The 19,939-nt window shown below is 60.6% G+C and carries 22 protein-coding genes; 11 read left to right on the top strand and 11 right to left on the bottom strand.

What is annotated here, in order from left to right; translation table 11 throughout:
* Nucleotides 1-2 precede the first annotated feature (2 nt).
* Both OHD58_RS12055 and OHD58_RS30705 read right to left on the bottom strand, forming a co-directional pair.
* Complete coding sequence (locus OHD58_RS12055) at nt 3-1,865, bottom strand: ATP-binding protein (RefSeq protein ID WP_263803532.1); 1,863 nt, start codon at nt 1,863-1,865, stop codon at nt 3-5.
* Between the two features lies 1 nt (nt 1,866).
* A complete protein-coding gene (locus OHD58_RS30705) occupies nt 1,867-2,100 on the bottom strand; it encodes a DUF6634 family protein (protein WP_412177205.1) in 234 nt (77 codons plus the stop codon).
* Here OHD58_RS30705 and OHD58_RS12050 point away from each other — a divergent pair.
* Both OHD58_RS12050 and OHD58_RS12045 read left to right on the top strand, forming a co-directional pair.
* A complete protein-coding gene (locus OHD58_RS12050) occupies nt 2,083-2,403 on the top strand; it encodes a hypothetical protein (protein ID WP_263803531.1) in 321 nt (106 codons plus the stop codon). The genes OHD58_RS30705 and OHD58_RS12050 overlap by 18 nt on opposite strands.
* A gap of 66 nt (nt 2,404-2,469) precedes the next feature.
* Nucleotides 2,470-2,763, top strand: a complete 294-nt coding sequence (locus OHD58_RS12045; RefSeq protein WP_263803529.1) for a helix-turn-helix transcriptional regulator — start codon at nt 2,470-2,472, stop codon at nt 2,761-2,763.
* A gap of 198 nt (nt 2,764-2,961) precedes the next feature.
* Here OHD58_RS12045 and OHD58_RS12040 read toward each other — a convergent pair whose 3' ends face one another.
* On the bottom strand, nt 2,962-4,365 hold the full coding sequence (locus tag OHD58_RS12040; RefSeq protein WP_263803528.1) for a tyrosine-type recombinase/integrase: 1,404 nt from the start codon (nt 4,363-4,365) through the stop codon (nt 2,962-2,964).
* Nucleotides 4,366-5,174: 809 nt separating this feature from the next.
* Between OHD58_RS12040 and OHD58_RS12035 the strand changes: the two genes are divergently transcribed.
* Both OHD58_RS12035 and OHD58_RS12030 read left to right on the top strand, forming a co-directional pair.
* Nucleotides 5,175-5,321, top strand: coding sequence for a hypothetical protein (locus OHD58_RS12035; RefSeq protein ID WP_263803527.1), 147 nt, complete (start codon nt 5,175-5,177; stop codon nt 5,319-5,321).
* Between the two features lie 298 nt (nt 5,322-5,619).
* A complete protein-coding gene (locus tag OHD58_RS12030; RefSeq protein ID WP_263803525.1) occupies nt 5,620-6,696 on the top strand; it encodes an acyltransferase family protein in 1,077 nt (358 codons plus the stop codon).
* 94 nt (nt 6,697-6,790) lie between these two features.
* On the opposite strand, the gene OHD58_RS12025 is transcribed toward OHD58_RS12030, so the two are convergent.
* Entirely contained in the window at nt 6,791-7,837 is a 1,047-nt protein-coding gene (locus tag OHD58_RS12025; protein WP_263803524.1) for an acetylserotonin O-methyltransferase, read from the bottom strand.
* 382 nt (nt 7,838-8,219) lie between these two features.
* Between OHD58_RS12025 and OHD58_RS30700 the strand changes: the two genes are divergently transcribed.
* Together OHD58_RS30700 and OHD58_RS12020 are read left to right on the top strand one after the other, a co-directional pair.
* Complete coding sequence (locus OHD58_RS30700) at nt 8,220-8,513, top strand: DUF982 domain-containing protein (RefSeq protein ID WP_412177198.1); 294 nt, start codon at nt 8,220-8,222, stop codon at nt 8,511-8,513.
* Between the two features lie 21 nt (nt 8,514-8,534).
* A complete protein-coding gene (locus OHD58_RS12020) occupies nt 8,535-9,050 on the top strand; it encodes a CAP domain-containing protein (RefSeq protein ID WP_263803523.1) in 516 nt (171 codons plus the stop codon).
* Nucleotides 9,051-9,582: 532 nt separating this feature from the next.
* On the opposite strand, the gene OHD58_RS12015 is transcribed toward OHD58_RS12020, so the two are convergent.
* Nucleotides 9,583-9,894, bottom strand: a complete 312-nt coding sequence (locus OHD58_RS12015) for a hypothetical protein (protein ID WP_263803522.1) — start codon at nt 9,892-9,894, stop codon at nt 9,583-9,585.
* Nucleotides 9,895-9,970: 76 nt separating this feature from the next.
* On the bottom strand, nt 9,971-10,192 hold the full coding sequence (locus tag OHD58_RS12010; RefSeq protein WP_263803521.1) for a hypothetical protein: 222 nt from the start codon (nt 10,190-10,192) through the stop codon (nt 9,971-9,973).
* Between the two features lie 209 nt (nt 10,193-10,401).
* Between OHD58_RS12010 and OHD58_RS12005 the strand changes: the two genes are divergently transcribed.
* Nucleotides 10,402-10,686 carry a helix-turn-helix domain-containing protein gene (locus tag OHD58_RS12005; RefSeq protein ID WP_263803520.1) on the top strand — a complete coding sequence of 95 codons (285 nt, stop codon included), beginning with the start codon at nt 10,402-10,404 and terminating at the stop codon, nt 10,684-10,686.
* A 25-nt stretch (nt 10,687-10,711) separates the two neighbouring features.
* Here the strand turns inward: OHD58_RS12005 and OHD58_RS12000 are convergent, their stop codons facing one another.
* Together OHD58_RS12000 and OHD58_RS11995 are read right to left on the bottom strand one after the other, a co-directional pair.
* A complete protein-coding gene (locus tag OHD58_RS12000) occupies nt 10,712-10,999 on the bottom strand; it encodes a Dabb family protein (RefSeq protein WP_263803519.1) in 288 nt (95 codons plus the stop codon).
* 199 nt (nt 11,000-11,198) lie between these two features.
* Nucleotides 11,199-11,327 carry a hypothetical protein gene (locus tag OHD58_RS11995; RefSeq protein ID WP_263803518.1) on the bottom strand — a complete coding sequence of 43 codons (129 nt, stop codon included), beginning with the start codon at nt 11,325-11,327 and terminating at the stop codon, nt 11,199-11,201.
* Nucleotides 11,328-11,630: 303 nt separating this feature from the next.
* On the opposite strand from OHD58_RS11995, the gene OHD58_RS11990 reads away from it, so the two are divergent.
* From OHD58_RS11990 to OHD58_RS11980, 3 genes are all read left to right on the top strand, one after another.
* Entirely contained in the window at nt 11,631-12,974 is a 1,344-nt protein-coding gene (locus OHD58_RS11990) for an NAD(P)/FAD-dependent oxidoreductase (protein WP_263803517.1), read from the top strand.
* Nucleotides 12,975-12,986: 12 nt separating this feature from the next.
* Nucleotides 12,987-13,832, top strand: coding sequence for a DUF1365 domain-containing protein (locus OHD58_RS11985; RefSeq protein WP_263803515.1), 846 nt, complete (start codon nt 12,987-12,989; stop codon nt 13,830-13,832).
* A 95-nt stretch (nt 13,833-13,927) separates the two neighbouring features.
* A complete protein-coding gene (locus OHD58_RS11980) occupies nt 13,928-15,184 on the top strand; it encodes an SAM-dependent methyltransferase (RefSeq protein ID WP_263803513.1) in 1,257 nt (418 codons plus the stop codon).
* 12 nt (nt 15,185-15,196) lie between these two features.
* Here the strand turns inward: OHD58_RS11980 and OHD58_RS11975 are convergent, their stop codons facing one another.
* Both OHD58_RS11975 and OHD58_RS11970 read right to left on the bottom strand, forming a co-directional pair.
* Nucleotides 15,197-15,865, bottom strand: a complete 669-nt coding sequence (locus OHD58_RS11975; RefSeq protein WP_263803512.1) for a hypothetical protein — start codon at nt 15,863-15,865, stop codon at nt 15,197-15,199.
* Between the two features lie 31 nt (nt 15,866-15,896).
* Nucleotides 15,897-16,742 carry a hypothetical protein gene (locus tag OHD58_RS11970; RefSeq protein WP_263803511.1) on the bottom strand — a complete coding sequence of 282 codons (846 nt, stop codon included), beginning with the start codon at nt 16,740-16,742 and terminating at the stop codon, nt 15,897-15,899.
* A 702-nt stretch (nt 16,743-17,444) separates the two neighbouring features.
* Here OHD58_RS11970 and OHD58_RS11965 point away from each other — a divergent pair.
* Nucleotides 17,445-18,422, top strand: a complete 978-nt coding sequence (locus OHD58_RS11965) for a glycerophosphodiester phosphodiesterase family protein (RefSeq protein ID WP_263803510.1) — start codon at nt 17,445-17,447, stop codon at nt 18,420-18,422.
* Between the two features lie 30 nt (nt 18,423-18,452).
* On the opposite strand, the gene OHD58_RS11960 is transcribed toward OHD58_RS11965, so the two are convergent.
* Nucleotides 18,453-19,934, bottom strand: a complete 1,482-nt coding sequence (locus OHD58_RS11960; protein WP_263803508.1) for an MDR family MFS transporter — start codon at nt 19,932-19,934, stop codon at nt 18,453-18,455.
* Between the last annotated feature and the right edge of the window lie 5 nt (nt 19,935-19,939).

Raw genomic sequence — 19,939 nt, 5'->3', positions numbered from 1 at the left:
GATCAGCTCCTCGCCTTCACGGGCGCACTGGCGACAACCACGTCGAGATCATCCTTCAAATGATGACGTATGATGCCTGCCAGCGCATCGGTATCTGGCCGCGGGATTTCAAAGTGGGGCTCCAGCCGCCCTGAACGCAGCAGCGCCTTGTCGATGGCCCCGGGGTTGTTGGCAGCCCCGACAATGATCACGCCAGAGGATTTTACTGCACCGTCGAGCAGTTCCAGCCCCTTGTTGACGAAAGCGTTCCAGTAATCATCGTGGGTCCTGGATCGCCCGCGGCTGCCGAAACCGTCGACCTCGTCGATGAACAGGATCGCCGGACTATGATCCTGCGCCTCGGCAAAGGCTTTCGACATGCGTCTCAGGACGTCGCCGAGATAGCTTGGCTCCAGCCAGGTCGCCACCGATGTGGCGATCAGCGGAATGCCCAGCGTGTTGCACAAGGCCCTGGCGAACTGCGATTTGCCCGTGCCCGGAGGGCCGGAGAGCAACAGCTTCGAGACCATGTCGCTCCACGCAAGGCCACCCGACCGCCATAACTCCAGGTCCTGTTTTAACGCCAACGCCCATTCGGTGACTTCTTCGCCATAACCCGACAGCGTCTCGACACGCAGGATGGACCAGTCCTTGGTCTCGTCTCCCGTCGGCCGCACAGGCTGAATGATTTCGCTGCCTGAGGTACCCTTGCCGCGATCATTCTTTGCCGTGGAATTATGTGCGGGCTTTTTTCCGTCCCACATTTTTCTAGGGGACGTTTCGTCCTCGGCTTTGCCGTCGTCACCAGCCTTCGCTTTTGCCGCAACGATCTCCCGAAGAATAACAATTGCCCGCGACGGCGAGACGCCGGGCCGGATGGCGATCGCCAGATCCGAAAGCCCAAGTCGCGGATAATCGCCGGGCTGCAAGGATTCGCTTGGGGTACCGCCGAGGACGGCTTCTATTGTACCGTTGACGATCTCGGCGCTCAGAGCACCGCAATTCAGATCAAGCATTGCCGCAGCCGCCAGTCCTTTTGGCAGGACGTCGCGCTTTTCGGTGACGCCCACGATAGGAAACCCCATCAGCGCGGCATCACCAATCTCCCAATCCTCATCGGGACGCTGCTTGCCAGCGAAGCAAAAAACTTCCCATTGCGGCTCACCGGTTGTCGAAAAGCCCAATCCTCGCTTCCGGGAAATGTCGTATCCGTTCGCACGTGCGATTTTTCCGGGCAGCACGAGCCCACGCTCAAGCAGGTCAACAAAACTGTCTTCAAAGCCCAGCACATCACAAGAGACCGCGACGATCGGTTGGGGAACGCTCAGTATGCGGAGCGCCTCTTCGAGCGAAATCCGACTTCGAACAAGTCCCTGGGCCACCAGCAGAAGGGTTGCGACGTCCTGCGGGCGCGAGGATTCAGCGGAATGCCGCACCATGCGCAACAGCTCTGCAATCGGTCGAGCGGGCAAGGCTTCACCGACTTGCTCAATCCTTGTCTCAGCCGCGTCACCGTCGTCCCGCTCGGCAGAAAATTCCGCCCCATTGTCCGTTGCGCTTCCCGGAGCAGGCGGCTCCTGGCCAAAAGTGGGCAGGTTGAAGCCATTCTCATCGGAGCCGAATTGCCATTTTTGACGCACGGCCCGGCGGCGGCTTTTTTGCAGAATTCGTTCGATTTCGGATTCGCTCTTGCCCCGAAGCACCACACCGGGTCGGAAGGTTTTGACGCGACGGCCATCGATCAGCGCATATCCGGGTTCAAGGATTCCCGTTTTAATCGCCAGTTTAAGCGCGGCATCCCCGGCGGCATGACTGAGCCTGCGCAGGAAGTGGCGTGCAAGACGGGAATCAAATGTTGACATATCGGCGTTTGAGGTCGGGGACATGTCAATAATCTCCCGCCGCATCATCGAACCGCCGCCCGAGGCGGTACCAGCGCGAAAACGAGCGCGCCCAACCGATTTCCTCCGAGATCAGGAAAATTTCCGAGGTGACAATCGAGCGTCTATCGCCAGGCAATCGCGGATGTCCGGTCGATAGCGCGACCAGGCACGGCGCAGGGCTGAATGCAAATCGCCAGTCATCAAGGATCGGCGCGGTCGGATGGGCTCTCGCAAGCATTTGGTCGAGCGGAAATGGGAGGGTGCCGCTGACGATCTCAAGATCTGCCACAAGCTTTTCCAGGCGGGCGATTTCGGCGCGAATGGCGCAGTAGTCGGTCTCGGCACGTCGGTTCCCAAAACAATACACGGTCCCTCCTCCCTCTACCTGAGCGACGCCCTTGAGCGCCCGATGTTCAAGTCATTGCATGCCGCGACAGCCATCAAGCTCAAGGACGCGTCGACGAATCATTCACTGCCTCCCGTCAACCCATCATCGGCACACGCGGATAATGTGAGAATTATTCCCACGATTCGCTTTTAATGTAAACAATATGGGCAGGGTGCCAAATTGTTGACATTTCGCAGTCCGCTCGTTCGAGATGACGGAATGGAACCCTTTCCGCCGTTGCCGGAGATTGTTGGAGTGCTTAGGGCCGGTAGGGCGCTGCTGGGCTTTCGCCAGGAAGAACTAGCTGCCCGAGCCGGAGTTAGCCGCCAAACCATCGCCCGCATCGAAGCTAGCGGTAAGGGGGTACCCTATGAAACGTTCGAGAAGGTCAAACGGGCGTTGGAGAAAGAAGGGGTTGTTTTCATCGACAGTGAGGCCGAACGAGGTCCTGGCGTTGCGATTCGGCGACCGAGAAAGTCGCAGGCGAAAGTCCAGGGTTTGACTCGAGAATGATGCAGCGGCGCGCGCTCCTTATTTTCGCTTATGGCAGTCCACATTCTGAACGGCAGAATCCGGCATAGCGGCGCTCACACGAGTAGCGAATTTGCGGGCACAGGTTGACGTGACTCGCAGGATGAAGGGTTGTTGGCTCGTCGGAAGTTGAAAAATGATGGCCCTGCCTTGCGCCGCTCCAACCAAAGGGGGCAAAGGTTAGGCTGCTTCCGATCCAATTTGCTTCAGCCAGCGGGGCTTCCGGGCGTAGGTCCACACGACGCCCGCGCGGAACGAGAGGCCAAGTTCACGAAGGTGGGCATCCCAACGGTTGAGAGCATTCCGTTTCTCGGCCAGATATTCATAGATGTCATAGACAGATTGGATCCCGGTCTTTTTGTGCGCAAGAATTAGCTCCGCAACGTCCCTGTCAACGCCCAGCCTTGGGAGATGGGTGCGGATGGTCCTCCTGAAATCATGGAGGACGAAATGATCCATTTCGGTGATGCTGGGCGAAAGGCAGGCAGAGCGCGCTACCGGGATCGCATGGCTGGTCGCTGTGTGTTCCTGCCCAACCACCCTTGCTGTGTCGGAAAGCATGCGCCGAACGATTTCATCAAGACGAACTTTGATCTTGCCAAATCCATTGACCGGCTTCTTCCCGAACGTGGTCGAGAAGATGAAGTCTCCCGTATTCTCTCCACTGAATCGTGGCAGGCTCTGGAGGATGGATATTGCGGTATCGGTCAACGGGACAACGTCGGGTATTTGTCCCTTCATTCTCTTGCCGGGTACGTGCCAAAGTTTGTTTTCGAGGTCAAATTCGCGCCATCTCGCGTTGGCAACCTCGGCCCGCCGCCTTCCCAACAATATAAGCAATAGGAGCAATGGGCCGTACGGATATCCAAGCAGTTGCACTGCCTCCCAAATCACCTTGATCTCTTCATCGGAGTGAAACCTGCTTCTCTTCAGCTTGGGACCGATTATGCGTTTGGGTTTCATCCTGTCGCACGGCGAGCTTTCGATGCCGTATTTGCCTTGGTCAATCGCCCAGTTGATCATCGCTCTCACCATCCCAAGAATCTGGTGCGCAGCGCCCGCAGAGCCTCTCGCGATCGCGTCATCAATGACAGTTTGGATGTCCTTCCTTGAAACGTCGCTTATCGGCTTTGGACCCAAGCCCTTACGCGTCGTTTTGCCTACGACTCTGTCGTTGCAGTATTCGGAATACAGGATTCGCTTCACCTCCTTTGCCGTCCTCAGTTTCGGTTCGAGCTTGTTGGGGCCCTCCACAGCTTTTTCTATGTAATCCTCTAGGACAAGCTCGAACGTATTCTCGCGACGATGTGAATCTTTCCGCTGATCCGCTTCATTTTTTTCATTAGGGTCAACACCTTGTTGGACAAGCTGGGCCCAGTTCCGGGCTGTGTCGCGGGCTTGATCGAGCGTCATTTTTCCGTATACGCCGATTTCGCGCCTCGAAGGATGTTTCCTGGGCGGGTAGCGTGCGATCAAAATGAATGTGCGCTTACCCTTGGCGGACACCCGCACCCCGAAGCCCGGTACCACCGAATCCATCACCTCATACCTCCTTCCGTCGGCGGGAGGTTTGAGGGCTTTCAACAGTCTGTCCGTAACGTTCCGCCTCGGCATGCTCGTCTCTCAATCAGGAAATCAGGGCGTCAATAGGCCGTGGGTCGAATGGCCCAAGGAACATGGATTGTATAGGGAAACGCGATTTGTGTAAAGATATCAATAACTTGCGACGCCATTGGACGTCATTGGTCACGATGCTACCTGATGCGACACCCTTGACGCTCGTCTTCCTGTCGGTGTGGAACCGGAGTAGGAGTGGACCGGCGGTGATGAGGGCGAACCGTCAAAAAGTTGATGAGATTTGCACTGTCGAGCAACCGTCCTCTTTTGAATTGCCGCTGCTCCGGTATTCTTGTGGTGAGTCCTCCTGACCGGACAGTCGAAATCTCGCCGGTTCGATCGTCTTTCTGGGCAACGGTGGGGCAACACGCCTTGTGCGCTTCGGCGCGGCCCGGCGCGACACGATTGCACGGTTGTCCGAGCGCTTTATGAGCAATAACAACCAATTATGGGACGCCGCGTGATGCGATGACGCTCAATGAGACGCTTGAGCAGCTTTCTGTTAACCGGTTGGTCGCTGGTTCGAATCCGGCCCGGGGAGCCACTTCTCGCCGAAAACCCCTTAGAACTCAAGGATTGCAAGGGTTTGAGCTTCCCCGAGGTACCTCATGCGGTACACCGGAAGGTAACACTTGATCCTATGAGAATTGAAGTGCAGCACATCCGGAAGCACGGCACGCCCCTCGGGGCCGGCCAGCACAGTAACTCGGCTGGAGACCCCGCCACGGTCTGGTGCGCTACTGGCAAAGTGCTATAATCCGCTCCTCGGAGGCAGCATGGTTGAGATGATACTGCTGGGATTGATGGGCGGGCTCTTTGGTTCCGGGCTGGCGCTGATCGGCGTTCCTCAGGTAAGGATTTTCGACTGTGTCATAGCTTTCGGCATGCTGCTGTTGCTGTTGGTGTGGGTCGCGAGTTCCTGAATGTGCGATATCTTCCGCGTTGATCTCAGTGTTCACTTAAGCCGCTGAAGCGACCACACCGTAGGCTGGTTCCTGCCCACCTTTATCGGCCTCCACACGCCAACCGTTGGCGGCCGGTCAACGTCCGTCTCCAGCAACTGAACCTTCGCCCCGTAATCGAGGCGTCCGCGAACAGCCCTCTTGCTCATGTCGATGGCCGCAAGGCTGCTGGGCAGGAAGCTGAGGGTGGCCGGCTTTTCCTTTGTTACTCAATGAGATATGCACCTCGCGACTAATCATCGTGCAGACGGGAGAACAATTGGCGCAAACTCATCGAAATCAATCGCTGGATGGCCTTCGCGGAATCGCTTTGCTGATAGTTCTCTTTGCCCACACAAAGCCCCAAGTCTTTCCTGGCGGGAATATCGGCGTGGACCTTTTCTTCGTCCTAAGCGGCTTTCTTATCACCTCGATACTGCTCGCAGAACATGGAAAAACAGGATATATCAGTGTTGGAAATTTCTACGCGCGACGTGCCCTAAGGCTTCTTCCGGCATTGCTACTCGTTGTGAGTGGGGTAATCATCTATACTTGGCTGGTTCAGCCAACGCGGCTCGCGATGACCTTGGATAATGCAAAATGGGTTATCTTTTACTTTTGGAATTGGAAGCTCGCATTTAACTATGAGGCAGGCACCTGGCTCCATCAATGGGGTTTCAGTCACCTCTGGTCGTTGTCGGTCGAAGAACAGTTTTATATAATCTGGCCCTTCGTCCTGATTGTTGCGCTTCCCAAACCCCGACTGCTGATGGGCACTCTGATCGTGGGAATTTGCGCTCCGGCTATTTGTCGGATCCTGGTCTGGGAAAGCGGCCCATCCCTTCACCTCTATTTCCGAACGGACTTGCGCTTTGACAACCTTATGTGGGGGGCTGCCACCGCGTGGCTGTTCTTCAAGCAGAGATCCGTTCGTGTCCCCCCGGCGGTAGGGTGGGGCTCCCTGATTGTGTTCCTCGTACTCGCCCGCTTTAACCTCTTATCCAACGGCTTTTTATATCTCGGTGGCTACACCCTTATCGGCATCCTTGCATCGTTGATCATAGGCGCAGCAGCAAATCCCGGCTCCAACTGGTTCAAGTCGGCCTTGCGATTTGAGCCACTGCGTTGGACAGGGGAAATCTCCTACGGCCTTTACCTTTGGCACGTCCCGATGTTTCTGGCGTGTCACCGACTTCCCTTCGACGATCTGACCCGAAACCTGATTGCCATCGCTGCAACATATGCAATCGCGTCGCTTTCATATTATGGAGTGGAGCGATATTTCCTTAGGCTGAAGGACCGGTTTCCAACCACCCAGCCCGCTCGCCCAATTGAGCTTAGTGGCCTGCCGATCTAGGCAATCGGGAGCCACTACGATTGCCACGCTACCCGGAGAGATAGAGTGGGGGCCTTGGAGAGCTTTGCGTCCGAAACCAGCCCTTGAGCCACGATCAGCCCGTGAGACGCGCACGAAACAACGTGCCGCCGTCCGCCATGCGCGACCTGGAGATGTCCCGGAATCCAGCCTCGGTCATCCACGCGCGATACTGACCTTCAGTGTACGATTCGCCGTGGCGATAAAGGTTCAGGAAGGTGAGATTCAGGAAGACACCCTCGGGCGGGCCGAGGCGGTCGTCATCGACGACGCCCCACCCCGCAATTGCGATCTCGCCTCCGGGTGCGAGGCAACGCGCTGCGTTCAGGATCGAACTGCGCGCCTTGTCCAGCGGGAGGACCTGAACGACGGCCTTCAGAATTGCCAGATCGTGCCGGCCGATCGACGGCGCGACGGTTATGTCGCCTTCCTCGACAACCACGTCGTCGGCGCCGTATTCCGACAGGATCGCCGGCGCGACCGCCGCGACCGTCGGGAGTTCCATCAGCGTCGCCGCAATGTGCGGCCATCGCTCGCGAAGTCCGACGAGAATGGTCCCTGCGCCCCCGCCGATGTCGATCACCGAACCGATCGCAGAGAGGTCGATCTCCCGGGCCAGATTTCGGCCGAAAATCACCCCGCCCGGCGCGAGCATGCGGCTGAAGGCGGCCGCGGATTCCGGCTCCGCTTCGGAAAAGTCGTGCAGCGCGGCCGGCCGCTTCTGTCGCAGCGACTCCGCGGTCAAAAGGTCGGCTCCCCAGAGCTCGCGCAGGAGCGCATGATCGCCGCCGCGATAGGTCGGCTTGGACGCATCGAGGAAGGCCGAGGCTTCGGCACCGTTACGGAATAGACCATCCTCGACTTCGAGAAGGCCGATGCTGGCCAGCGCATAGAGGAGCCGCGACAGACGATCGGGCTCGACTTCGAGCGCGGCCCCAAGGCTGTCGGCAGTCGCCGCGCCGCCACCGAGCCGGGTGAAGATGCCAAGGTCCAGCCCGGCGCGAAGCGCCAGAGCCGGGGGCACGGCTGCGATCAGTTTGTCGATCCGATCAGAATCCACCATGTCACTTCCCCCTTCGCGATCCAGGACCGACTTTGAAGCAGCTAGGAAGATCGGATTCAACGGGGGCGGCACTTTCCTCACCTATCGCAGCGAGGAGCGACCACAGGTTTGTCGTTTGTCACGGAACCGAAGAGCGTTTCAAGTAGCGTGGCCGGACCGGAGTTTAATATCGCTCATCTTCTACGCGAGCGCTGCATTTCGTTCATTGGCCTCCCATGGCGAGAGCGACCGTCGCGACCGCTGGGCTCACGTGTAATCTCATGAGCCCCTCCAACGACCTGGCGGAGGTAACTCAACCTCATCCTCGCCGTACGGTCAATCGGCCCGGCGCCAACTCTTCACGAACACGTAGCGCTGGTCTTCATACGTGACGGAGCGAATCCAAGTTTCGCCGATTTCAAGCGGCTGATAGCGACAAACTGAACCAAAGGAGTTTCAGCCAGTGACCGCTTGTAGATTTGATCAGCCCGTTTCCGTCATCTTGGGCCTCGGCTTTCCGCACACGGTAGAGACGGTCCTAGACGCCTACCATGTGCTACTCGAATGGAACGGCATTCCTGACCTGGACTATCACGCCGCCATCGACCTTTGCGTAAAGGCGCTCCGCGGGGAGGCAACGGCTAGCGAAACGCAGGAGGCATTCAAACGGTTTGCCGACAATCGCGGGATTCTATCCGAGGAAGCCATCGAACGAGCCGCTGAGAAATTTGCTCGGGAATGGGTCGGCATGCAATAGGATACTTTCGCGGCGATTGTAGTGGTTTCGCAGCCAGACTTCCGGCTCGCAGCCGCGAAAGGCAACGCCGCCAACGCACTCCGTTCGTCCGATGAAAGCAGACTTAGCTTGAGAAAACCAAGCACAATCGCCGCTGCATTTCTGCTCTCGGGCTGTACGACGCAGCCGGCGGGCACGACGATCGATTTCGGTGCTCAGGCGCTCACGCAAATCAATTCCTACAGGGCGAGTCGTGGTCTTTCTCCATTGGCCTCCAATGGCACTTTGAAGGCCTTGGCGAGGCAGCACAGCCAATATCAAGCTGCCCGAGGGGCCATCAGCCACAGCGGTTTCCGTGAGAGATCGGCCCAGGCCAAGGCTGCCGGATTGAGCGGCATATGCACCGAAAATGTCGGCTACAACTATCGAAGCGCGCAGCATCTTGTGTCTGGATGGAAGAATTCCGCCGGCCACAATACGAACCTGCTTCGACCCAACATTCGCTATGCAGGAGTTTCGGTGGTCGGGGATTACGCGACGTTCTTCGCTTGCGGGTGACGCCTGCCGCTTTTTCTCGTAGACGAACGGGCCTTCGGCTTGGCGCCCGGGTTCGGTGACGAGAAGCCGGGCGGAAAGCGCAAAGCCCGCCAACCGATGGTGGGCTTTTACCGTTTGCAAGAATGTTTGAACCGCCAGCGGTTGACCTGTCAGCCACGGTCCCGATGATGCTCCCCGAGCGGGCGGCCTCCACAAAGGGACTATAAATGATCCGCAAACTTCCGATTTTCGGTGCGCTCACTCTGATGCTAGCTGCCTTGGCTGCATGCAACCAAACTCAATCAGGAGCATCGCAGACTACGACATCTGCGGAATTGCCGCCCCCGTCCTCCGGCACTACAGCGCCTACAACACCGCCTCCGGCTGGTACTGTCGCGCCCGGCGGTACGCAAACCGCACCAGTTCAATAGCAGCAAAATGGAAGCCCGCATGCCGACCGATTCGGGTCCGATTTGTTGAGCCTTCGCCGGCGCAGCCGCCCGCGCCAGTGTGGCGCGGGTTGGGGCCTCCGCGCGACCTCATGCGCCGCGCCTCAGCGCCGCGACATGAAAGCGACGACCAGCCCGACGACGACCAGCCCGACCACCGCGGCGGTTGCCGGATGATCGCGTGCCGACCTCTCGACGGTGCGGGCGCCCTTTCTGATATGCGGCATGGCGTCGGCAAGTCGGTCGCGGAAGTCATCATAAAGATCCGCGGTCGTGTCCCACGCACCGTCCACTGCGTGGCCGCCGCGGCTGGAGACTGCGCCCTGCAGCGCCGAAACCTGCTTTGCCAGTGCTGCGATCTGCCTGTGCAGGTCGTGATCGAGGTTGCCGCGAAGTTGTGAGAGGGTCGAGAGCATCGGCCGTGTCCTTCCATTCAAGCTTGAGAGGACTGAACGGGATCGATCCGGATTTGTTCCGGATGCCGGGGCAAACCTACGCGGCTCCATTTTGCTTGCCGGCACGGGTATGTTCGTCCGCCGTGCCCGCGGGCTCGATGTCGTTCATGACATTCAGCAGAGAAGCGAGTTTCCTGGCGTCTTCAGCCTCCAAACCTTCCAGAACCTGGCCTTGGTAGATCGCGGGCAGATCGAGGGACCGGTCCCATATCATCCAATTGCCGCACGGATCCAGAAGGCTTTCGAAGCGTCTGGTCATGAATTTCCTCGCATCATTCGCAGGCAGAACGACGCGGGAAAGCGAGGCGACGATCTGTTGCCGGGCACAAAGCACGGAAGCCTCTAACGAAAAGTTTCACGGAAAGGTTGCAGCGAGACGAGTTGTCGGCCGGGATGGCGTCTTGCCGGCATGCAAACGCACTGATACTTTGAGATCAACAAAAAATGATCGGATGAGCACTCGTGGTAATGATCACATCCGCACAGATTCGAGCCGCGCGCAGCCTTGTCGGCCTGTCGCAGAGTCAGGTCGCCGATGCGACGGGACTATCGATTCCTACCATCAAGCGGGCCGAATCGGAAAGCGGACTTCGCGCTTCCGCCGCGGCGGTCGAGGCAATCCGGGCGGCGCTGCAGACGGCCGGCGTCATTTTCCTCGCCGAAGATGGCGAAGGGGTTGGCGTTCGGCTGCGAAAATCCACCGTGGCGGAAGGATTGCGCCCCGATCAACTCAATGCGGCGAACGACGATTGAGACGCAACTCGCGCCGCCTGCTCGTTCAGCGCGAAACGATATCGGCCGAGTAGCGCATTTCACGCAATGGCCTCACCTTCCGGGTCGCTTCGGCGTAAATCGGATGGGATTTGTAGGCGGCGAGCGCTGCCTGGTCAGCGAATTCCGCGTAAACGACCACGTCCACGGCATCGCAAAGCGGGTCTACCTTGGTGTTGAGGGAAACCTCGAAGACGCTGGAATGAGGGATGCTGCCGAGCAGTTGAAGCCCCGATCTGACGGCATCGACATCCTCGTCCGCACGGGCACTGAAAAACACGATGTGGCGGATCAATGCGGCTTCCTTCCATAACGCCATGGCTTCGGTGCGCGAGGACGCGGCGGATATCTGACACCGCGCATCGTGGCTTGCCAAAGCATTGCGATCCGACCCGATGCGCGAGATGAACGACGCGAGTTTTCGATGAGCAGGCAGGCGAGGTCAATGCGTCGAGAAGGCGCGGCCTATTGCGCGGATGCCGCCCCGCCCGGTTTCAGATACCCACCAACCGTGCCAGATTCCGGAGTTCCCGCACCAGCATGTCGAGGTAGTGGCCGTTATTGTAGGCACCATCCCAGATCAGGAAGCCGGTGACGATGCAGACCGCGATGACATAGCGCATCCGCGCCTCCATTTTCGTTGCGGACAGCCGCCCCCAGGTTGGGCCGGCGCTAGACCGCGAACCCTTCACCTATTTCCACCGGGGCCGAATTGAAAGACCCGCCCTGCCCCGCGACTTCCCCGGAACCCTAACAGATTCCGTCGTTAGCCGGAGCAATTTCGAAACATGGCGTTTCAGCATCGAGGCCCCTAACACGCGCCATTGAATGCCGGAATGAAACTTGGTGCGACCTGTCCCGTACCTGTCATCGACAACACGTGCCGCCTCGCGCTCGAAGCATACGACAGGATCAAGGGGAACTCGATGAACATTGCGCCTATCAGCCGAGGCAACATCGGCGGACGGAAAAAGATCGCCGTCGTCGGCGCCGGCATATCGGGAGCCTCCGCCGCCTGGGCGCTCAACCCGACGGCGGACGTGACGCTCTACGAAGCCTCGCCCAGGCCGGGCGGCCACACCGCCACCGTCGACGTCGACTACGACGGCCGAGATGTCGCCGTCGACACCGGCTTCATTGTCTACAACGAACCCAATTATCCCGATCTCACCGCCCTTTTTGCGCATGTCGGCATTGCCACCCATGAGAGCAATATGGGCTTCTCGCTGTCGCTCGACGGCGGACGGCTGGAATGGTGCGGCACGAGCTATCGGTCGATCTTTGCCCAGAAGCGCAATTTCTTCTCGCCCTCGTTCCTTTGGATGCTGCGCGAGATCCTGCGCTTCAACCGGCAGTGCGTCGCCGACCGCGACGCCGGCCTGCTGGGCCACGCCACGATCGGCGAATACCTGCAGGAGCGGCGGTTCTCCGCCGGCTTCCGCGACAATTACCTGATCCCGATGGCAGCCGCGATCTGGTCAACACCACGCGCCAGGATGCTCGACTATCCGGCCGAGACCTTCATCGGCTTCTTCGAGAATCACCGCCTCGTGCATGATGAACGGCCGTGCTGGCGCACAGTCACCGGCGGCGCGAAAAACTATCTGGAGCGGCTGCTTGCACCGCTCAGCGACAGGCTACGCCTGTCCTCGCCGGTGAAAACGATCGTCCGCGATGCGTTCGGCGTCACCGTCTGGGCCGGCGACCGGCCGCCGGAGCGCTTCGACCACATCATCATCGCCGCCCATTCCGACCAGGCGCTGACGATGCTCGGCGACGCGTCGTCGGTGGAAAAGAAAATCCTGTCGGCGATCCATTACCGGCCGAACCGGGTGATCCTGCATCGCGACCCGCGCCTGATGCCGAAACGGCGCGCCGCCTGGTCGGCCTGGAACTATCTGCGCTCGGCCGAGAATGGCGGCGAGGCCGAGGTCTGCGTCACCTACTGGATGAACCGGCTGCAGGGCATCGACGAAAACATGCCGCTTTTCGTCTCGCTCAATCCAACGATCGAGCCGCGCGACGAACTCGTCTTCGGCGAATGGAGTTTTGAACATCCGCAGTTCGATGTCCGCGCGCTTTCCGCGCAGACCCGCCTCGACGAGATCCAGGGCGTGCGACTGACGCACTTTGCCGGCGCGTGGACCGGCCACGGTTTTCACGAGGACGGACTTCGCTCCGGCCTCGATGCTGCGGCAGCGCTCGGCGCGACGGTGCCGTGGCGTGCCGCGAAAGAGGATGAGCCGAAATACGCTCTGGCCGCTGAATAGGATTTCGCCGGAATGGCCCGCGTCGACCGCATAACCACCATGGCCGAGAATGGCCCGCCACCCAAGGCGGCGGCCGTGCTCTATCCCGGCGAGGTCATGCACCACCGGCTGAAGCCGTTCGGCCATCGCTTTGTCTATACTGTGTTTTCGCTGCTGGTCGACATCGACAGGCTGACGGAAGCCGGCTGCATGTCGAGGCTGCTGTCGGTGAACGGCGCCAACCTCGCCTCGTTCTGGGAGAAGGACCATGTCGAGCGCGACGGCGAGACCCTGCGTGCCCATGCCGATCGCTTGCTGGCCGGTGCAGGATTGGAAAAGCCGGCGGCGCGAATCCTGCTGCTCGCCTACCCGCGCATCTTCGGCTACGTCTTCAATCCGATCTCGGTCTACTTCGCCTATGATGAGAACGATGCGCTGATTGCGCTCGTTTACGCCGTGCGCAACACGTTCGGCGAACGTCACACCTATGTGGCGCCAATCTTGGCCGGCGATCTCAGCGATGCCGGCATCCGGCAGGAGCGGACGAAAATCTTCCACGTCTCACCCTTCGTCGAAATGGGGACACGCTATCATTTTCGCATCCTGCCGCCTGGCAGGACTGTCAGGCTGCGTATCCATGAGACCGAAAACGGTGAGCCGCTGCTCGCCGCCACCTTCTGCGGCAACGCCGAAAAGCTTGGCACAGCCGCCCTTTCAGCTTGCCTCTTGAAGTTTCCGTTGATGACGTGGAAAATCATGGTGGGAATTCACTGGGAAGCGTTGAAGCTCTGGTTGAAGGGCGCCCGGTTCCATCGGAGCCCGCCGCCGCCGAAACCGGTCAGCTACCGCGACGAGGGTGCGGTCGAAGCCGATGAATGACCTTGCAAACCTTTCCCGAGGGCAGATGCTTCGGGAGGGGTATTTGCTGTTGAGAGGGGCAAGATCGGGCGGCTTTGCGCCCACAGGGTTGGACGATGGAAAAGGATCGGACTGACGGAATCGCGTGGAGCGCGCCGGTGCGGCTCACCGCGGAAAATCTGGCGGAAATATCGAGGGGACTTCCCGCCAAGGCCAGGATGGTGCTTTCCGCGGGCATGGGCCTGCCGCGCGGCTCGCTCACCATCCGCATGCCGGACGGGCGGTCGGTCATCGTCGGCGGCAATGCCCCCGGCCCCGAAGCCGAACTCATCCTCAACAACTGGAACCTGCCCGGCCGGGCCTTTGCCGGCGGCACGATCGGGGTTGCCGAATCCTACATGGACGGCGACTGGGAAAGCCCGGACGTCACCAGCTTCCTCGAACTCTTCGTCGTCAACAACGAAGCCGGCGAAAGGGTCGCTGGCGGCGCCAACTGGCTGCTGATCACTGTGCAGCGCATCCGCCACTGGCTGAACGAGAACACCAGGCACGGCTCGAAGCGCAACATTTCCGCGCACTACGATCTCGGCAACCAGTTCTACAAACAGTGGCTGGACCCGACGATGACCTATTCGTCGGCGCTGTTTTCGGCGGGCGCCAACGATCTGGAAAGCGCGCAGAACGCCAAGTACCGGGCGTTGGCGCGCGACGTCGGCATCGGGTCCGGCGACCATGTGCTCGAGATCGGCTGCGGCTGGGGCGGTTTCGCCGAATTCGTCGCCCGCGAGATCGGCTGCAAGGTGACCGGGCTCACCATCAGCCGCGAGCAGCACGATTTCGCCCGCGAGCGCATCGCCAAGGCCGGGCTGAACGACAAGGTCGAGATCAAGCTGCAGGATTATCGCGACGAGACAGGCAAATACGACCGCATCGCCTCGATCGAGATGTTCGAGGCGGTCGGCGAAAAATACTGGCCGGTGTTCTTCGGCAAGGTGAAGGAGTGCCTGAGAGCGGGCGGCATGGCCGGGCTGCAGATCATCACCATCAACGAGGCCGCCTACCCGACCTACCGCAAGCGGCCGGACTTCATCCAGCGCTACGTGTTTCCGGGCGGCATGCTACCGACGCCGGCGATCCTGAAATCGCTTGGCGCCGAGCAAGGGCTGTCGTTCCTGCGCGAACGCGCCTTCCCGCAGGATTATGCCCGCACGCTGGCCGAATGGCGCACCCGCTTCTGGGCGTCGTGGGAAAAGATCGTGCCGCTCGGCTTCGACGACCGCTTCAAGAAGCTGTGGGAGTTCTACCTCCACTACTGCGAAGCCGGCTTCCGCGCCGAATACATCGACGTTCGCCAGGTGATCTACAAGGCGTGAGCCGTTTGGCGGTCACCGCGGCAACGCTTCTCCGGTCGGGCGGATGAAATCCTCGGCAGCCAGGCCGTGGCTGGCGCGATACCGCTCCCATGCCTTCCTGACGGCCAGCGAGTAGAGGGCGAGGACGAGAAAAGCCGCCATTGCCAGGAATGCGAACACGAACAGATATTGCACGGCGCCGTGCGAGAGCAGCAATGCGGTCAGCGTGAAAATGCAGGCGAAGCTCAGGGCGAAAAAACCGCCATACGAGAACGTCCTGACGGAAGAATTGTATCCGAAAAATTTTCTTCGGAATTCCGTGTAGGTGATTCTCCTGAAGGTCCTCCCTTCCGACATATCGGCGGCCTGCTCTTTTCTGGACCGGAAAAATGCAAAGAGGAGCAGCGATATGACGCCAGCAAAAACAACCACGGCCCAGGCGATCGAATTCGGCGACCTGTTTATCAGAAGGACGATCGGGACCAGCATTGCCACCAGCAGCATAGCGAAGATGCTCCTCTTGAACTTTTCCGACTGATGCGCCGCGCCGACATACCACAAGGCGCCGTCGCGATAGAAAAGAGGCTTGCCGGTTTCGTCCACCGCATTGCCGTGGCTATCCGAAAAGAACACGGCTTCGCCGGGCGAGCGGTAGAAGTGCCGGCGAACCAGCCTATCCTGGATATCCTCGATCAGTTTCACGACAATATGGACCCGTCCCGCGCCATATCCATCAGCGGCGGTTATGTCCGTCGCGGTCGTCGAACTCCGACATCCCGGTAGTCGGTTCAGTATCCTTTCCAGCCAGCCATTCGCCAAACCGATAGCCAAGCCCATAGCTGAACCCCGGTGATGTCTGCATTTGCGCATAGGGCGCAAAGGCCTCTTCCGCCGCGGTCCAGGAAAATCCGTTCAGCAACGATTCCGTCCCCGTTTTGATCGACTTCTTTGCATCCTGATACCAATCGGACTGGGAAGCCGCCAGATACGTGCCGGCGCCGATCAACCCGCCGATCACACCGCCCGGAAGCGCTCCCACACCGGCGGCCGGTGCCCCTACCGCCGCACCCCACGCCGCACCGGCCGTCACCAGGGCGCCAATGCCCGCGTCGACCGTTTCGGCCGTGAGTGTGCCCGTGGCTTTCAGCGTGCTGCCGGTGGACTGGTATTCGAGCGCCGCCGCGAGGCCGACCAGGGAAATGCTCAAACCGGTCGATATTTTTCCCACCCTTTCGGCAAATTCGGATGCGGTTTGCATCGCGGTTTTGGCCTGCCCGGTCTTGAGGAAGCCCTGGGCCTGATCCACCGTGCTTGCGTTCCAGATCGACCTTATGGTCGCTGAATGAAGGGGCTTGGCCCTGTTCAGAACGGAACTCGCATAGGCAAGCCCGCTCAGTTTGGTGATGTCCGGCACCATGGACAGTCCCGATATCGCGTATGAGATAGGCCCCAATGCTTTCGTCACCGGTTCAACCGCTTCGTTGATGAAATCGGACACCGAATTCGTCACGGTATCGAGCAGACCTTCATTGGTGACCCCGATGGGTTTTCCCGACAGGGTCACCCCGGCCTGGAGCATGGACCTCGCGTATTCCGCGTAGGCGTCGGTTACGCGCGCCCTTTCGACGGATGAAACTGACGGCCTGGAATCGGCGGAATACCCCGGAACCGATCTTCTGTCGGCAGCGCGGGCGGCGGCCATCGAATTGACCGTTGCGTCAAACGACGCCCGATCCCGGCTAGCCTTGCTGTCGCCCGAATAGCCGGCGACCGAAGCGCGGTCCGCGGCACGGCCAGCGGCGATCGAGCCTTCCCCGAACGACCCCGAATCGGAGCGGGAGCTGGAACCGCTGCCCTGCCGGCTGTCGCCAGAATAACCAGCGACCGAGCCGCGATCCGCCGCGCGGCCGGCAGCCATCGAACCTTCCCCGAACGACCCCGAATCGGAGCGGGAGCTGGAACTTTTGGATGAACCGGATGTGCTCGAGGAGGATGTTGACGAGGACCTGGAGGATCCCATGCTCTCGCCTGAATAACCCGCTACCGAGCCACGATCCGCGGCACGACCTGCCGCCATGGAGCCGACTTCCGTCATGTGCACAGTCCTCGTGCATGCCCCAACCCAAGGCAGATCATCGCCAAGTAGCGACGTTCCGTCAACTGCAACCGGTTGGCGAAACAATCCGGCCGGTTTCGATTGCCCCTGGACAACCGTGTCACAGCCGCGAAATCGCCGCATCGATATTTAGGCTGGCGCCCAGATTCCCGTGAGAGGCATTTCATGCGCAAGCGCACCGTCGCACTCCTATCGCTGCTGGCGATCGCCGGTGCCGTCTATCTGAACAACACGTCGCTGCTTTCCAGCCGTCCCGCCGGCAAGCCTGTCATCCTTGCGCATCGCGGCCTGGCGCAGGAATACAGCCGCGAGGGGCTGACCGGCGACACCTGCACCGCCGAACGCATGCTGCCGCCGCGGCACGACTATCTGGAAAACACGATTCGTTCGATGGAAGCGGCGTTCGCCGCGGGCGCCGACGTGCTGGAACTCGATGTGCACCCGACCACCGACGGGAAGTTCGCCGTGTTCCACGACTGGACGCTCGACTGCCGTACCGAAGGCAGCGGCGTCACCCGCGAGCATTCCATGGCCGAGTTGAAGAAGCTGGATGTCGGTTACGGCTACACCGCGGACAGCGGCAAGACATTTCCGTTCCGGGGCAAGGGCGTCGGTCTGATGCCCTCGCTCGACGAGGTTTTTTCGCAATTTCCCGGCCGCGCCTTCCATATCAACGTTAAGAGCAATGATGCCTCCGAGGGCGAGAAGCTTGCCGCCTACCTGACGACGCTGCCACCCGATGAACGCAGGCTGCACACCGTCTATGGCGGCAACACCCCCGTCGACACCGTCAAGGCGGCCCTGCCCGACCAGCGCGTGCTGTCGCGAAAGACGCTGATGCACTGCGTCCTACGTTATGCAGGGCTCGGCTGGAGCGGCTACGTGCCGGAATCCTGCCGGGGAACGTCATTGCTCATCCCGATAAACATCGCGCCGTGGCTGTGGGGCTGGCCGGACCGCTTCCTCGACCGCATGGAGGCAGCGGGCACGCGCGTCTATCTGCTCGGCCCCTATCATGGCGGTGGCTTTTCCGACGGGCTGAACGATCCGGAAACGGTCAGGCAGCTTCCGGCCGGCTATTCTGGCGGCATCTCCACCGACCGGCTGGATCTGATCATGCCGATCATTCGCGGCACCCCGTAGGAGACCAGTTCGCGCCGGACAATGCCTGCCTCAGCCCTCCATGGGCGGTGGCGTGTTGTCGGCAGATCCCCGCAGCGGCTTCTCCGGCATCAGGACCAGCGACACCAGCCCGAGGACCAGCATCAGCGCACAGACGAAATAGATCATCGCAAAACCGTCGCCGGAACCGGCGGCCGCGTGATGGCGCATCGCTTCGCCGGCGAGCGGAATGCCGTAGCCGAGGGCGACCGCGCCCAGCACCGCGACGCCGAGCGCGCTGCCGAGCGAACGCAGGAAGGTGAGCACGCCGGTGGCGACGCCAAGATGGGCGCGGTCGACGGCGTTCTGCACCGAGACGGTGGTGACGGGAAATACCGTGCCCGAACCGATGCCGACGATGGCGAGCAGGACTTCGATCTGCCAGAGCGGCGCACTCGCCGCCACGACAGCGAGCACGATCACCGCGGCGACGCTGATGCAGATGCCGAAGAGAGCGATGCGCTTGTAGTGGACGAGCTTCGCCGTCAGGCGGCCGCTCATAGACGCACCGGCCACGGTGCCGAGCAGCAGCGACAGCAGCCCCAGTCCGGACTCGCCCGCCGTCAATCCTTGCACCGATTCCAGATAGACGGGCAGGTAGACCGCAAGGCCGATGTTGGCGCCCTGAAGCATGAAGACGCCAAGCGTGCCGAACAGCACCACCCGGTTGCCGAGGATTTCGAGCGAGATCAGCGGCTCGGATGCCTTCACAAGGCGGATGCCGAGTGCGGCGAAACCCAGCACGGAGCCGCCAAGCAACCCGAGAATTTCCGGCGATCTCCACGGATAGGTGCTGCCGCCCCAGTTGAGGGCGAGCAGCAGAAGCGAGGTGGCGACGATCAGCAGCGCCGCGCTCCAGCCGTCTATGCTGTGGCGACGGCCGGCGACAGGCAGGCGCTTCAGCGGCCCGTTGATGGTCAGGACCGCGACGACGCCGAGCGGCAGGTTGATCCAGAAGATCAGAGACCAGTGCAGATGCTCGGCGAAAGCGCCGCCAAGCAGCGGCCCGGCGATGCTGGCGACCGCCCACATGCCGGAGATCCAGCCCGCGTAGAGCGCCCGCTCGCGCGGCGGCACCAGATCGCCGATGATCGTCTGCGACATGGTGAAGAGCCCGCCGCCGCCGATGCCCTGAACGGCGCGGCCGATGATCAGCGTCAGCATGTCCGGCGCAATCGCGCTGATGACGGAGCCGGCAAGGAATATCGCGATCGCCACCATGATGGTCGGGCGGCGGCCGTAAATGTCCGAAATCCTCCCATAGAGCGGCGCCAGCGCGGTAGCCGCCAGCAGATAGGCCGTCACGATCCACGGCAGGTACTGGGCATGGCCGAGCGCGCTGCCGATCGTCGGCATGGCGGGAGCCACGATCGTCTGGTCGAGCGCGGCGAGCAGCATGGCAAGAAGCACGCCGCCGATCACGACATTCTTCTGCTGCTGAGACAGAACCAGCTCGGATGCCGGAGGCTTGGTGTTGTCGACCTGCTGATCCATGCTCG

Origin of the sequence: Mesorhizobium sp. ZC-5 (assembly GCF_025753855.1) — a bacterium.
Taxonomy (GTDB): Bacteria; Pseudomonadota; Alphaproteobacteria; order Rhizobiales; family Rhizobiaceae; genus Neomesorhizobium.
Note: the sequence above shows the minus strand (reverse complement) of the source record. Positions and strands in the feature narration are given on the sequence as shown.

What these genes read in the sequence shown, in the direction of transcription:
- OHD58_RS12055 (WP_263803532.1), bottom strand. Translation starts at nt 1,865, where the DNA reads ATGTCCCCGACCTCAAACGCCGATATGTCAACATTTGATTCCCGTCTT.
- OHD58_RS12050 (WP_263803531.1), top strand. Translation starts at nt 2,083, where the DNA reads ATGGGCTCTCGCAAGCATTTGGTCGAGCGGAAATGGGAGGGTGCCGCT.
- OHD58_RS30705 (WP_412177205.1), bottom strand. Translation starts at nt 2,100, where the DNA reads ATGCTTGCGAGAGCCCATCCGACCGCGCCGATCCTTGATGACTGGCGA.
- OHD58_RS12045 (WP_263803529.1), top strand. Translation starts at nt 2,470, where the DNA reads ATGGAACCCTTTCCGCCGTTGCCGGAGATTGTTGGAGTGCTTAGGGCC.
- OHD58_RS12035 (WP_263803527.1), top strand. Translation starts at nt 5,175, where the DNA reads ATGGTTGAGATGATACTGCTGGGATTGATGGGCGGGCTCTTTGGTTCC.
- OHD58_RS12015 (WP_263803522.1), bottom strand. Translation starts at nt 9,894, where the DNA reads ATGCTCTCGACCCTCTCACAACTTCGCGGCAACCTCGATCACGACCTG.
- OHD58_RS12010 (WP_263803521.1), bottom strand. Translation starts at nt 10,192, where the DNA reads ATGACCAGACGCTTCGAAAGCCTTCTGGATCCGTGCGGCAATTGGATG.
- OHD58_RS12005 (WP_263803520.1), top strand. Translation starts at nt 10,402, where the DNA reads ATGATCACATCCGCACAGATTCGAGCCGCGCGCAGCCTTGTCGGCCTG.
- OHD58_RS11995 (WP_263803518.1), bottom strand. Translation starts at nt 11,327, where the DNA reads ATGCGCTATGTCATCGCGGTCTGCATCGTCACCGGCTTCCTGATCTGG.
- OHD58_RS11990 (WP_263803517.1), top strand. Translation starts at nt 11,631, where the DNA reads ATGAACATTGCGCCTATCAGCCGAGGCAACATCGGCGGACGGAAAAAG.
- OHD58_RS11985 (WP_263803515.1), top strand. Translation starts at nt 12,987, where the DNA reads ATGGCCCGCGTCGACCGCATAACCACCATGGCCGAGAATGGCCCGCCA.
- OHD58_RS11980 (WP_263803513.1), top strand. Translation starts at nt 13,928, where the DNA reads ATGGAAAAGGATCGGACTGACGGAATCGCGTGGAGCGCGCCGGTGCGG.
- OHD58_RS11970 (WP_263803511.1), bottom strand. Translation starts at nt 16,742, where the DNA reads ATGCTCCAGGCCGGGGTGACCCTGTCGGGAAAACCCATCGGGGTCACC.
- OHD58_RS11965 (WP_263803510.1), top strand. Translation starts at nt 17,445, where the DNA reads ATGCGCAAGCGCACCGTCGCACTCCTATCGCTGCTGGCGATCGCCGGT.
- OHD58_RS11960 (WP_263803508.1), bottom strand. Translation starts at nt 19,934, where the DNA reads ATGGATCAGCAGGTCGACAACACCAAGCCTCCGGCATCCGAGCTGGTT.